Origin of the sequence: Agreia sp. Leaf283 (assembly GCF_001422485.1) — a bacterium.
GTDB lineage: Bacteria > Actinomycetota > Actinomycetes > Actinomycetales > Microbacteriaceae > Agreia.
The window spans coordinates 1378415-1392658 of sequence record NZ_LMNF01000001.1 but is presented as its reverse complement, the minus strand read 5'-3'; the positions used below and the strand labels follow the sequence as shown (position 1 = coordinate 1392658).

At 68.7% G+C, this 14244-nt stretch carries 9 protein-coding genes; 8 read left to right on the top strand and 1 reads right to left on the bottom strand.

Annotated features, from left to right (window positions below):
- The first annotated feature begins 34 nt into the window (after nt 1–34).
- The 8 genes from ASF51_RS06295 to ASF51_RS06260 all read left to right on the top strand — a co-directional run bounded on the left by ASF51_RS06295 (nt 35) and on the right by ASF51_RS06260 (nt 12587).
- Nucleotides 35–3403: a DEAD/DEAH box helicase gene (locus tag ASF51_RS06295; RefSeq protein ID WP_055926607.1), complete on the top strand. Its 3369-nt coding sequence runs from the start codon at nt 35–37 to the stop codon at nt 3401–3403.
- Between the two features lie 182 nt (nt 3404–3585).
- Complete coding sequence (locus ASF51_RS06290) at nt 3586–4470, top strand: C40 family peptidase (protein WP_055926605.1); 885 nt, start codon at nt 3586–3588, stop codon at nt 4468–4470.
- Between the two features lie 119 nt (nt 4471–4589).
- Nucleotides 4590–4886, top strand: coding sequence for a hypothetical protein (locus ASF51_RS06285; RefSeq protein WP_055926603.1), 297 nt, complete (start codon nt 4590–4592; stop codon nt 4884–4886).
- A 142-nt stretch (nt 4887–5028) separates the two neighbouring features.
- A complete protein-coding gene (locus tag ASF51_RS06280) occupies nt 5029–6468 on the top strand; it encodes a gamma-aminobutyraldehyde dehydrogenase (RefSeq protein ID WP_055926601.1) in 1440 nt (479 codons plus the stop codon).
- Between the two features lie 96 nt (nt 6469–6564).
- Nucleotides 6565–7962 carry a 4-aminobutyrate--2-oxoglutarate transaminase gene (gene gabT, locus ASF51_RS06275; RefSeq protein ID WP_055926599.1) on the top strand — a complete coding sequence of 466 codons (1398 nt, stop codon included), beginning with the start codon at nt 6565–6567 and terminating at the stop codon, nt 7960–7962.
- On the top strand, nt 7959–9956 hold the full coding sequence (locus tag ASF51_RS06270) for a primary-amine oxidase (RefSeq protein ID WP_055926597.1): 1998 nt from the start codon (nt 7959–7961) through the stop codon (nt 9954–9956). The genes gabT and ASF51_RS06270 overlap by 4 nt, the downstream gene beginning before the upstream one ends.
- Nucleotides 9957–10055: 99 nt before the next feature.
- A complete protein-coding gene (locus ASF51_RS06265; protein WP_055926595.1) occupies nt 10056–10913 on the top strand; it encodes a universal stress protein in 858 nt (285 codons plus the stop codon).
- 27 nt (nt 10914–10940) lie between these two features.
- Nucleotides 10941–12587, top strand: a complete 1647-nt coding sequence (locus ASF51_RS06260; RefSeq protein WP_082479588.1) for an APC family permease — start codon at nt 10941–10943, stop codon at nt 12585–12587.
- 70 nt (nt 12588–12657) lie between these two features.
- Here the strand turns inward: ASF51_RS06260 and ASF51_RS06255 are convergent, their stop codons facing one another.
- A complete protein-coding gene (locus ASF51_RS06255) occupies nt 12658–14142 on the bottom strand; it encodes a GntR family transcriptional regulator (RefSeq protein WP_055926593.1) in 1485 nt (494 codons plus the stop codon).
- Nucleotides 14143–14244 lie beyond the last annotated feature (102 nt).

Sequence of the window (14244 nt, the reverse complement as noted above, 5' to 3'; positions counted from 1 at the left end):
ATCGGATGTCGGCGCTGCGTGGGAGCATGGACGCATGCCCGAGTCGATCTTTCCGCTCGTCGATGCGACGGAGATCACCCGGCTCGTCGGCCGCAATGCGTTCGAGCGTGGGCAGGCCTACTTCCGCCAGGGCGCCGTGGTCGACGTCTCGTGGAACGCCGACACCCGGGTCATCAGCGCCTTCGTGCAGGGCAGCGCGCCCGAGCCCTACGCGTGCTCGGTCACCCTCGGCACGACCGGCCGCGGCTTCCGTCCGATCTTCAGCATGTGCGACTGCCCCGTCGGCATCGACTGCAAGCACGTGGCCGCCGCGCTCGTCGACACCAACGCGCGCGCCATGAAGCCGCTGGTGGCGTCGCCCGCCCGGCCCGAGGCATCCGTCGCCGCCGATTGGAAGAGCGTTCTCGGCACGGCCGTCGGCATCGCGGGTGCGGGCGCCGACGCGGGCGCGATCGCCGAGGTCGACAGCCCCGGCTCCGTGCCCATGGCCCTGCAGTTCGAGCTGCGTGAGCGAGCGACCCGCACGCACGACCGGTGGCGCGGCCCCACCTCCACGTCGGCGTCGCCGCGGTCGTCGCCGGCGGTGGCCGCGACCCGCCGGCTCGGCGTGCGGCCCGTGGTGCGCAGCGCATCCACCGGGGCCTGGGTGCGCAACAACCTCACCTGGGGCACCTTCATGCACCAGGCCAACCGCATGAACCTCGACCCCGCGCAGCACCGCTGGTTCGCCGAGTTCGCGGCCGTGCAGCGCGCGAGCCGGGCCACGTACACGGGTCAAGACCTCGACTGGATCTACCTCGACGAGTTCGCCAGCCCCCTGCTCTGGCATCTGCTCGACGAGGCCGAGCGGCTGGGCATCGCCCTGGTCGGGGTCAAGAAAGACGCGTCGGTCGCGGTCGCCCGTCGGGCGAGCGTGGGTCTGGATGCCTCGGCCGGCAACTCGGGCGACCTCACGCTGGCCACGTCGATCGACTTCGACGGCGCCGAGGTGGCGGCCGAGTCCGTGGGGCCGATCGGCACGCACGGCCTCTACTCCTATGCGCTCAGTCCGCGGTTCAGCGTGGCCCTCGCGCCCCTCGAATCGCCGCTCGCCGACGAGCAGCGCCGCCTGGTCTTCGACACGGCCTCGCGCGCGATCGAGGTGCCGAAGAACGAGGTCCCCGAGTTCCTCGCCGACTACTACCCTCGGCTGCGCCGCCTGCTGCCCGTCACCAGCACCGACGAGTCGGTCGCCCTTCCCGAGCAGGCGAAGGCCACGCTCGTGCTCACGGCCACGTTCGAGCCGAAGGGTCGCCTGCGCATCTCGTGGGGGTGGCGCTACGGCGGCGAGCGGCTGCTCCCTCTTCAGTCGACCGGGGCCGACAGGGCGCTGCGCGACGACGCCGCAGAAGATCGCATCCTGTCTCTGCTGTCGCACACCCTCACGGCGCGCGGGTGGGGAGGGGCCGACCCGAGCGTGGCCTTCGCGAGCCGCAACGTGTTCGACGGGGTCGACGCGGCCCAGTTCGTGGTCGAGGTCATCGACCAGATCGACGGCCGCGACGACGTGGTGGTCGAGACCGTGGGCACTCGACCCGACTACGTCGAGCTCACCGAGGCGCCCGAGCTCACCGTCACCACGGTCGAGACCGACAAGCGAGACTGGTTCGACCTCGGCATCATGGTCACCGTCGAGGGGCGCACCATCCCGTTCGGGCCGCTCTTCACCGCCCTCTCGAAGGGCAAGAAGAAGCTGAAGCTGGTCGACAACAGCTACCTCTCGCTCGAGCAGCCGGTGTTCGAGAGACTGCTCGAACTCATCGAAGAGGCCCGCAGCATCGCGGAGTGGGAGACCGACGCTCCGCGCATCAGCCGCTACCAGGCCAGTCTCTGGGCCGACTTCGAAGACCTGGCCGAAGAGACCGTCGAGGCCACGAGCTGGCGCGCGGCCGTGTCGGGGCTCAACGCGGCAGACGGCGTCGACACCGTGGCGGTTCCCTCGACGGTGGAGGCCGAACTCCGGCCCTATCAGGTCGATGGATTCTCATGGCTGGTCTTTCTGCACACGCACTCGCTGGGCGGCGTCCTCGCCGACGACATGGGGTTGGGCAAGACGCTGCAGACGCTGGCGCTCGTCGCGCACGCCCGGCAGCAGCCTGTCGCAGCCGACTCCGGCGAGACGCGCGCCCCGTTCCTCGTCGTGGCGCCGACGTCGGTCGTGTCGAACTGGGTCGCCGAGGCGCAGCGGTTCACACCCCACCTCGTCGTGCGCTCCATCAGCGCCACCGAGGCGAAGAGCAAGAAGAAGGTGGCCGCGATCTCGGCCGGCGCCGACATCGTCGTCACGTCGTACGCCCTGTTCCGACTCGACTTCGCTGCCTACAACTTGGGCCGCTGGGCCGGGCTCATCCTCGACGAGGCGCAGTTCGCCAAGAACCACACCTCGCGCATCCACCAGTGCGCCCGCGACCTGAAGGCGCCGTTCAAGCTGGCGATCACCGGCACGCCCATGGAGAACAACCTCCTCGAGCTGTGGTCCCTCTTCGCCATCACGGCGCCCGGGCTGTTCCCGTCGTCGCGCCGGTTCACCGAAGACTACGTTCGGCCCATCGATCGCGGCGAGAACCCGCAGCTGATCGCGCGGCTGCGCCGTCGCATCCGGCCCCTCATGATGAGACGCACCAAGCAGCTCGTCGCGCCCGAACTGCCCGAGAAGCAGGAGCAGGAACTGCAGATCGAGCTCGCGCCGAGCCACCGCAAGCTCTACGACGTGGTGCTGCAGCGCGAGCGGCAGAAGCTGCTGGGCCTCATCGACGACCTCGACAAGAACCGCTTCATCGTGTTCCGCTCGATCACCCTGCTGCGCATGCTCAGCCTCGACGCGTCGCTCATCGACGAGAAGTACGCGAACATCCCGTCGTCGAAGCTCGACTCGCTCATGGAGCAGCTCGACGACGTGGTGGCCGAGGGGCACCGAGCTCTCGTCTTCAGCCAGTTCACGACGTTCCTGCAGAAGGCGGCCGCGCGACTCGACGCGCTCGGGGTGCCCTACGAATACCTCGACGGCTCGTCGCGCCGGCGAAAAGACATCATCGACCGGTTCAAGCAGGGCGAGGCACCGGTCTTTCTGATCAGCCTCAAGGCCGGCGGATTCGGGCTCAACCTCACCGAGGCCGACTACGTCTTCCTGCTCGATCCGTGGTGGAATCCCGCATCCGAATCGCAGGCCATCGACCGCACCCACCGCATCGGGCAGACCAAGAACGTGATGGTCTACCGACTGGTCGCCGAGGGCACGATCGAAGAGAAGGTCATGGCACTCAAGGCCAAGAAGGCCGAGCTCACCGACGCGGTGCTCGACGACGAGGCCGCGTTCAGCCAGGCGCTCACGGCCGACGACATCCGGGGCCTGCTCGAGTCCTGAGACGCGTTCCCCGTTTGAGCGCGGCTCACATTTGCCAGCTTTCACTCAGGGCGCCCCTGTACCGTCGCCCGGGTTGGAAAGCACCCCGCCGATCGCGTCGTCGACCTGCGTACGGGGAGCATCCGCACGGGGGGAACCCGAATACCTGCCCGACGCTCTACAGATCCCTGAGGTACTAAAGCATGAGTGGACGACACTCAGCAGAATCCGCAGCCCTTGCACTCGCCGGGCAGCACCGTTCGACCTTCCAGGCTCCTACTCGCGCTGCCCTCGCGGCTGCTGCTCGGGAGTCGCGCACCTACAAGCCGCAGGCGATCAAGCCGAAGAGCCGCGGCATCCGCAATCTCGCCCGGGCCGGCGTCTTCGTCGTCGCGGCGGGCATGGCCAGCGTCACCGCTCTGCCGGCCTACGCGATGATGCCCACGGGCACCAACCCCGTCGCCACTACGGTCAACGCCGGCCAGACCTTCGTCGACGAGACGGCGCCCGCCACGCAGACGATCGATGTCGACGCCGACAGCCAGGTCACCGCGCTGTCCGCCACGCGCGATTCGTACAACTCCACCGACATGTCGGTTCTCCAGGCCCAGCGCGATGCCGAGGCCGCCGCGGCCCAGGCCGCCGCCGATGCGCTCGCCGCCGCTGCGGCAGCCGTCGAGGCCGCATCGACCCCGTCGACCCCCTCCACCCCGTCGGCACCCAGAACCTTCGCCGCACCCCAGGGCGGCTACAGCGGCGAGGCCGTCGTTGCCTACGCCGAGCAGTTCGTGGGCGTCGTACCCTACGGCTGGGGTGCAGACCCTAACGACAGCTTCGGATGCGACGGGTTGACCCAGTACGTCTACGGCCAGTTCGGCATCTCCCTGCCCCGCGGCGTCGACCACCAGTCGGCGCTCGCCACTCAGATCTCCGAGAGCGAGGCTGTAGCCGGAGACCTCGTGGTCTGGCCCGGCGAGCACATCGGCATCTACGACGGCGCGGGAGGCGTGATCCACTCCCCCGACTTCGGTCGCTTCGTCGAGCACGCCCACAGCCTGTGGGGCAGCCCGGTCTTCTACCGCCTGTAGCCGCTCCCGGGCCTCATCGACAGTGAGCGCGCCTCGAGCGGGCGAGCGCTACGTCTACGAGCGCGCGTTCGCCCGCTTACGGCGCGCTCGGCGGACGGCGCAGGTGGCATACTCGCTGCGTGCCCTCCTACCGGTTCTCCGCCGCCATCGGCGCGCTGCGCCCCGGCGTCGCGGCAGCACGCCTGCTTCCCGAGCTCAGCGACGACGCGCGCACACTCGCCATCGTCGAGGCCTCCAGCATCGCGGTGGTCCGCGGCGAGGCGAGGGTCGTCATCCGCTTCACCGGCGACGACGACCCGGATGCGCGCAGCATCGCGCTCGGCATCTTCGGCCTGGCGGGCGAGCTGGCAGAGCTGAGCACGCCGGAACTCACCCGCAGGGTCGGCAACCGCTGGATCCCCGTGGCTGCGGAATGACGCTGCGGAGTGACGCTGCGGAGCACTAGCGCCGAGTGATAACATTCGGAATCAAATCTTTATCGATTCGATCGCCGCGACGGCGCGGGCAGTGCCAGACTGGCCCCAGCCGCTCAGGTTGTTCCGCCACTCGACGCAGAGGATGAGATCCGTGTCCACGCCCACGCTAAAGAACTTCATCAACGGCCAGTTCGTCACGCCAGGGGGCTCCGAGCTGCTCGACATCGTGAATCCGGCCACAGGCGAGACCGTGGCCCAGGCGCCCGTCTCCACCGCCGACGATGTCGATGTCGCGATGAAGGCCGCGAAGGCCGCCTTCAAGCCCTGGGCTCGACTCACTCCCGGCGCCCGTCAGCTCGCGCTGCTGAAGCTCGCCGACGCCATCGAGGCGAACGCCGACGCTCTCGTCGAAGCGCAGCACCGCAACACCGGCCAGCCCCGTGACACGATCCGCACAGACGAGGTCGAGGCCGGCGCCGATCAGATCCGCTTCTTCGCCGGAGCCGCCCGCCTGCTCGAGGGCAAGAGCGCCGGCGAGTACATCGAGGGCACGACCTCCTACGTTCGCCGCGAGCCCATCGGCGTGGTCGGCCAGGTCACCCCGTGGAACTTCCCCTTCCTCATGGCGATCTGGAAGATCGGACCCGCCCTCGCCACCGGCAACACCATCGTGTTGAAGCCCAGCGACACCACCCCCGAATCGACCCTCGAGCTGGCGCGCATCAGCCAGGGCATCCTGCCCGACGGCGTGCTCAACATCGTGCTCGGCAACGGGGCCACCGGCGCCGCGATCGTCGACCACCCCACCCCCGGCCTGGTCTCGATCACGGGATCGGTGCGCGCGGGAATGGCCGTCGCATCCGGGGCCGCGAAGACCCTCAAACGCGCCCACCTCGAGCTCGGCGGCAAGGCGCCGGCCGTGGTCTTCGGCGACGTCGACGTGGCGAAGACCGCCGCGGCGATCGCCGACTTCTCGTTCTACAACGCGGGCCAGGACTGCACGGCGATCACCCGCGTGCTCGTGCACGAGTCCATTCACGACGAGCTCGTCGAGGCGCTGTCGAGCGAGGCGAAGGAGCGCACGACCGGCAGCGCCGACGACAGCGAGAACTACTTCGGCCCGCTCAACAACATCAACCACTTCACCGATGTGAAGACGAAGGTGGAGTCGCTTCCCGACCACGCCGTCATCGCCACGGGCGGCCACCAGGTGGGCGACACCGGCTTCTTCTTCGAGCCGACCGTCGTCACGAACGTGCTGCAGAGCGACGACATCGTTCAGGAGGAGACCTTCGGCCCCGTCATCACGGTGCAGAAGTTCAGCGACGAAGAGGAGGCGGTCGAGCTCGCCAACGACGTGCGCTACGCCCTGGCCTCGAGCGTCTGGACGAAGGACCACGCCACGGCGATGCGCGTCTCGCGCGACCTCGACTTCGGCGCCGTCTGGATCAACACGCACATCCTGCTGACGGCAGAGATGCCGCACGGCGGGTTCAAGTACTCGGGCTACGGCAAAGACCTGTCGATGTACGGCGTCGAGGACTACACGCGCATCAAGCACGTGATGTCGTCGCTGGAGTAGTCGCCATCGTTCCCTGAGCTTGTCGAAGGGAACCTCCACGCGGCCCCTTCGACAAGCTCAGGGAACGACAAGCTCAGCGAACGACACAAGGACACCATGACCATCACGCATCGCCTGCCGCAGGAGCGGCGCATCACGGGACCGTTCCCGGGGCCCAAGTCGGCCGCCCTCACCGAGCGCCGCCGCAAGGCCGTATCGGCGGGCGTCTCGTCGCTCGTTCCGGTCTACGCGGCGGATGCCGACGGCGGGGTCGTCGTCGACGTCGACGGCAACTCGTTCATCGACCTGGGCGCCGGCATCGCGGTCACCAGCGTCGGAGCATCCAACCCGGCTGTCGCCGCCGCCGTCACCGAGCAGTCCACACATTTCGCGCACACCTGCTTCACGATCACCCCCTACGAGGGCTACGTCGAGGTCGCCGAGCTGCTGGCCGAGCTGACTCCCGGCGATCACGAGAAGCGTTCCGCGCTGTTCAACTCCGGCGCCGAGGCTGTCGAGAACGCCATCAAGGTGGCCCGCCTGGCCACGGGTCGCGACGCCGTCGTCGCCTTCGACCACGCCTACCACGGGCGCACGAACCTCACGATGGCGCTCACCGCCAAGGCCATGCCCTACAAGACCAACTTTGGACCGTTCGCGCCCGAGGTCTACCGCATGCCCATGTCGTACCCCTTCCGCGACGAGCCGGGCCTCTCGGGCGTCGACGCCGCGAACCGCGCCATCCTGGCCATCGAGAAGCAGCTGGGCGGCGACCAGGTCGCGGCCCTGATCATCGAGCCCATCCAGGGCGAGGGCGGCTTCATCGTGCCCGCTCCGGGCTTCCTCCCCACGCTGAGCGCCTGGGCCACGGCCAACGGCGTGGTCTTCATCGCCGACGAGGTGCAGACGGGCTTCGCCCGCACCGGCTCCTGGTTCGCCAGCGACGACGAGGGCATCGTGCCCGACCTCATGACCCTCGCCAAGGGCATCGCGGGCGGGCTTCCTCTGGCGGCCGTCGTCGGTCGCGCCGAGCTGATGGATGCCGTGCACGCCGGTGGCCTGGGAGGCACCTACGGGGGCAACCCGATCGCGTGTGCCGCGGCCGTCGCATCCATCGCCCAGATGCGCGAGCACGACCTGGCCGGCCGTGCGCGCCACATCGAGGAGATCGTGATGCCGCGGTTGCGGGCGCTGGCCGACGACACCGGCGTCATCGGCGACGTACGGGGCCGCGGCGCGATGCTCGCCATCGAATTCGTGCGGCCCGGCACCACAGAGCCGGATGCCGACATCACGAAACGCGTGGCCGCTGCGGCCCTCGAGGCGGGCGTCATCATCCTCACCTGCGGAACCTACGGAAACGTGATCCGCCTGCTCCCCTCGCTCGTCATCGACGACGCCCTGCTGCTCGAGGGGATCGGCGTGCTCGAAGACGCCGTCCGCTCTTCCCTTCGACAGGCTCAGGGAACGCTCCCTGAGCCCGTCGAAGGGCACCCGAAAGGAACCACGCCATGACCTTCCACCCGCTCGACCCGCTGAACGCCGACGAGTTCCGCGCCGCATCCGCGATTCTGAAACGCGAGAAGGACGTCGGCCCGGGCTGGCGCTTCGCCTCGATCGAGATGATCGAACCGTCGAAGGCCGCCGTGAAGCAGTTCGAGGCCGACGGCACGGTTCCCGAGCGCCGGGCGCGCCTCGTGGTGCTGAACCGCGCCGAGAACGCGACGTACATCGCCGTCGTGTCGCTCGCATCCGACGCCCTGCTCGAGTGGACCCACGTGCCCGACGTGCAGGCCAACTTCACCGTCGACGAGTGGGAGGAGGCCGACGCGGCACTGCGCGCCAACCCGCAGGTCATCGCGGCACTCGCCAACCGCGGTATCACCGACCTCGAACTCGTCTTCATGGACACGTGGACCTACGGCGCCGCCGTGATCCCCGAGAAGTACAAGGGACGCCGCCTCGGCTGGAGCGACACCTGGGTGAAGTCGCAGCCCGGCGCCAACCCCTACGCCGGCCCGGTCAACGGCTTCCACTGCGTGATCGACGTGAACACCATGGAGCTGCTCGAGATCGAGGACACGTTCACGGTCGAGACGCCGCAGATCATGGGCGAGTACGTGCCGCACCTCATTCCCGAGCGCATCCGCGAGCACTACAAGCGCCCGCCGCTCAAGCCCCTCGACATCGTGCAGCCCGAGGGTCCCAGTTTCGAGGTCGACGGCAACCTCATCGAGTGGCAGAACTGGTCGCTGCGGGTGGGCTTCAACTACCGCGAGGGCATGACCCTGCACTCCATCTCCTACAAAGACGGCGACGAGGTTCGCTCCATCGCGAACCGCCTCTCGTTCTCCGAAATGGTGGTGCCCTACCGCGACCCGAGCGTCGACCACTTCCGCCGCACGGCCTTCGACATCGGCGAGTGGGGCCTCGGTTTCATGACCACATCGCTCGAACTCGGATGCGACTGCCTGGGTGAGATCCGCTACATCGACGCCGTGATGCACGACTCCAAAGGCGAGCCCTACGCGATCCCGAACGCGTTCTGCATCCACGAGGAGGACAACGCCGTTCTGTGGAAGCACGTCGACCACGACGCCGGCGCCGAGGTGCGCCGCATGCGCCGACTCGTCGTCTCGTTCCATGTGACGGTCGCCAACTACGAGTACCTCGTCTACTGGCGCTTCTATCAAGACGGCAACATCGAGTGCGAGGTGCGCGCCACCGGCATCATGGTGGTCACCCACATCGACGAGGGCCAGGCGCACCCCAACGGAACCCTGGTCGACAACCGCACCTACGCGCCGTTCCACCAGCACTTCATCGTGGCCCGCATGGACCTCGACATCGACGGCACCGAGAACACCGTGTACCGCTCCGAGACGCAGATCGTGCCGATCTCCGACGAGAACCCGCACGGACTCGCCCTCGTGCAGGCGAACACCCCGATCGAGGTCGAGGGTCACGACGACTTCGACTGGAACACGCAGCGCGCCTGGAAGGTCGTGAACGAGAACAAGCGCAACACCATCGGAAACCAGGTGGCCTACAAGCTGGTTCCGGGCGGCGCCATCCCCTCGTTCTTCGCCCCCGGCTCGGCCGTGCTCGAGCGCGCCCAGGTGATCGGGCACACGGTGTGGGTCACGCCGAACGACGAGAACGAGCGCTGGCCGGCCGGCGAGTTCGTGAACCAGAGCTCGATCGACCACGGCCTGCCCGAGTGGATCGAGGCGGAGCGCCCCGTGCGCAACACCGACGTGGTGCTCTGGTACGTGTTCGGAATCCACCACATCACCCGCCAGGAGGACTGGCCGATCATGCCGAGCGACACCGTGTCGTTCTGGATGAAGCCGGTCTCGTTCTTCGACCGCAACCCCTCGATCGACGTGGAGCCGAGCCCCGGCGCACACTGCGCCCCCGGGCACGACCACGCCGGACACGATCACGGCCACGAGGGCCACGACCACCACGCGCCGAGCACCGACGGCGGCCTGACCCACGACCACTGATACACCCGTTCCCTGAGCCTGTCGAAGGGGAGAGATGCCCTTCGACAAGCTCAGGTAACGGAATGCAGGCCCAGGGAACGAGAAGCAAGGAGCACCGAAGTGACCCGCACAGCGAACTACGTCGTGGCATACGAGGCCACCGAGCGAGGCCGCGAGGCCGTCGAGCTCGGCATCGCGCTCGCGCGGCTCACCGAGGCCGAGCTGCGCATCTGCCTCGTGCTGCCGCAGAGCACCGCGGTGCCCGCGAAGGTGCCGGCATCCGCCGCCGATTTCGAGGGCATCATCGCCCAGCAGGCGCAGTTGTGGCTGGATGAGGCCATCCAGAATGTGCCCGCCGACGTGACGGCCACCACCCACGTGCTGTGGGCCGAGTCGACGTCGGAGGGTCTGATCGAGGCGGCAGAGGCATTCGACTCCGACCGCATCGTCGTGGGTGCCGCCCGATCGGGAATCCTCAAGCGCTTCTCGATCGGCAGCGTGGCGAACGCCCTGCTGCACGCCTCGCCGGTTCCCGTGGCGCTCGCACCCCGGGGCTATCGGGCGCCGGAGCGCATCAGCCGCATCACGTGCGCCATCGGAACCCGCCCCGGCTGGGAGGCCCTGCTCGACTCGATGGTGGCGATCTCCGAGGGCCTCGATGTGGAACTGCGCTTCGTGACCCTGGTCGAGGTGGGGGCCGGCGAGTCCCGCCCGGTCTCGAGCGACGAGCACCTGCTGACCGTGCTCGACTACTTCTCCGAACGGGAGAAGACGGAGGGCATCCTGTCGACCGAGGTCGCGGAGGGTCCGAGCGTCGAGGCCGCGGTCGAGGCGCTCGGCTGGCGAGACGATGAGATCGCCTTCGTCGGATCGTCGAGGCTCGCCTCTCCGAGTCGCATCTTCCTGGGCGCCACGGCGAACCGCATGCTGCACTCCCTGCCTGTTCCCCTCATCGTTGTTCCCAACGACGCCGACTAGCGCCGCCTCACCAGAAGGATCGAAACCATGGCACGCAAGAACACAGCCCCTTCGACAGGCTCAGGGAACGGGAGTGGGGGCGGCTCAGGGAACGGGACTGGGGGCCGCTCAGGGAACGGGAGTGGGGGCGGCGCAGGGAGTGGGAGCGACGCGGGCGTCGACTTCATCGACGCAGCGGATGCGAAGACCGGCCTCTCGTCGAAGGGCCTCTCGGCCGGCTCGATCGGCCTGCTCGGAGCCACTGTCATCGGCATCTCCTGCATCGCCCCCGCGTACACGCTCACCGCGTCGCTCGGCCCCACGGCGGCAGCGGTGGGAACGCAGATGCCCGGCATCTTCCTCGTGGGCTTCCTGCCCATGCTCCTCGTGGCCCTCGGCTACCGCGAGCTGAACAACGCCATGCCCGACAGCGGCACGTCGTTCACCTGGGCCACCCGGGCGTTCGGGCCGTGGCTCGGCTGGCTCGGCGGATGGGGTCTGATCGTAGCGACGGTGGTGGTGCTCTCGAACCTCGCCGGCGTCGCGGTCGACTTCCTGTATCTGGCGATCGCGCAGATCACCCAGAATCCCGACATCGCCGATCTGGCGGGCAACATCCCCATCAACATCCTCACCTGTCTGGTCTTCATGGTGGGCGCCTGTTACGTGTCGTACCGGGGCATGGAGACGACCAAGTCGCTGCAGTACTGGCTCGTGGGGTTCCAGCTCGTGGTGCTCGTCTGGTTCGCCATCGCCGCGATCGTGCACTTCGCAGACGGCTCGGCCTTCGACGCCACACCCTTCAGCCTCGACTGGTTCAACCCGTTCGGCGTTCCCTCGTTCTCGGCCTTCGCCGCGGGCGTCTCGCTCTCGATCTTCATCTTCTGGGGCTGGGATGTGACCCTCACGATGAACGAGGAGACGAAGAACCCGAAGACCACTCCGGGCCGCGCCGCGACGCTGACCGTCGGTATCATCTTCGTGCTCTACATCCTCGTCGCGGTCGCGTCGCTGATGTTCTCGGGCATCGGAACGGGCGAGCTCGGACTCGGCAACGAGGACATCTCGGGCAACGTCTTCGCGGCGCTGGCCGGCCCGATCATGGGACCCTTCGCCATCCTGCTGTCTCTGGCCGTGCTCTCGAGCTCGGCCGCGTCGCTGCAGTCGACCTTCGTGGGCCCGGCCCGCACGATGCTCGCCATGGGCCACTACCAGGCGTTCCCCAAGCGCTTCGCGTCGATCAGCCCGCGCTTCAAGTCGCCGGGCTTCGCCACGATCATCGCCGGAGTCGTGGCATGGGGCTTCTACGCGGTGATGCGTGTGCTGTCGAACGACGTGCTCACCGACACGATCCTGACGCTCGGCATGATGATCTGCTTCTACTACGGCGTCACCGCGCTGGCCTGCGTCTGGTACTTCCGCAAAGAGGCCTTCTCGGGCGCGCGGTCGTTCTTCTTCAAGTTCCTCGCTCCGCTCCTCGGCGGCATCATCCTCGCGGTCATCTTCGTGACCACCCTCATCGACTCGATGAACCCCGACTACGGCAGCGGATCGAACATCGGCGGGCTCGGCCTGGTCTTCATCCTGGGCGCGTTCCTGCTGCTCGCGGGCGTGGTGCTCATGTTCGTGATGCGCGCGGTGAACCCCGCGTTCTTCACCGGCCAGACCCTGAAGCGCGGAACCTCGACCGACTGAGCCTCGTCACTGCACTGAGGTGCGGAGAAGTGTCGCATCCCGGCGAGCCGAGGCGACATTTTTCCGCACCTCAGTGCCGCACGAGGGCGAGGGGCAGCGTTCCGCAGGAGACGCGATCCCCGCCCTCGGGCAGCAGGGTCCCCGCCGCGATCGTCGGGTCGGTCGAGAGCACGACCCTCGAGGCCGCGTTCACCAGAGTGACGCGCTCGCCGAGCCGCGCGAATGCGGGCAGGAACCGGGCCTCGAGGGCCGACACCGTCACATCCACCCCGGCGACGCCGGGCTGCGCGCCCGCCGAATCGAGCACGGGCATGGTGAGGGTCAAAATGAACTCGTCCGTGCAGAGGTAGTCGACGTAGGGGCCGGTCACGTGGCTCGCCTCGCCCGACGCCACTCCGCGCCACCACTCGAGCCGGGTGTAGTCGCGGAAGAACTCTGACTCGGGGTCTTCGACCACGGCCAGCTGGCGGGGCGGAAGCCGCTGCACGAGCGGGTCTCCCGCCTGGCGCACCCACCAGGCGAGGTGCCAGGCCGCGTCGTCGACGAACCCCGGCGTCGCCACGAAGCCGGCCCCGATCACGAGCTGGGCGCCGGCGCTCAGCTCGGCCTCGGCGAGGGCGCGCACGCTGTCGTCGAGGGCGGCCCGGGTGATCGGATGCGCGAGGCCCGCCAGCGTGGTCGCGAAGGCGTCGCGGGCCCGGCCGAGCGCCTCGAAGACGGTGTCGAGCGTCTCGACGACGAGGGATGCGCAGTCGTCGAGCGTGAGGATCGATTGAGGGGCGGCGTCGGTGGATGCCGCTTGGGTCGCCGCGTGCCTGTGCGCATCGGAGATGGAGATCGCGCCGGCTGCCAGGGCCGCGAGCTGCTCGTCGACGATCGCCCGCGCCCGAGCCGCGTCGCGCCGGGCGAGCGCATCGATCAGCGCGAGCTGCGCGTCGCGAACCGTGTCGCGGAGGGCCTGGTCGCGCATGCCGAACCACAGAAGAGGACCGAACTCGGCTTGAAGACGCAGCTCCTCGGCCACCAGCCGTGGCGACTGGGCGGCCGCCGCGACCTCGACACGGAAGAGGGCCTCGCCCCGGCGGGCGGACACCTCGTCGCCGAAGTCGATCGACTCGGCGATCGAGCGCAGGCTGTCGAGGTCGGAGCTCGTGGCGCGCGTGGCCGCCGTGGCCGCGACGGAGCCGCTGATCGCGCCGAGCTGCAGAGCGAGGTCGTGCAGCTGAGCCCTCGAGAAGCGTGAGAGGCGGGCCGCGAGGAGTTCGCGCTGGCCCTCGGGGCTCGAGGTGATGAAGCTGCCGCCGTCTCGTCCGCGGGTCGTGCGCACGAGCCCCTGGCCGCGCAGCGCGTCGAGCGCCTCGCGCACCGTCGACACGGCCACGCCGAACTGTCGCGCCAGCTCCGTTTCTCGGGGCAGACGCTCGCCGTGCCCGACGAGCCCGAGCACGATCGCCTCGCGCATCCGCTGCTCGACCTGCTCGCTGCGGCCGGGGCCGGCGAGCGGCGCGAACACGGCCGAGCGGGCCTCCGCGGTGAGGCCGAGCGAACGCGACATCTGGCCTCCCGGAGCTGGATTCGACGCTATCACCTGGTGGTCTCCGCGGCGTTCCCTGAGCCTGTCGAAGGGCGGGCGCGGTGGCCGGATGGCCTCGATACG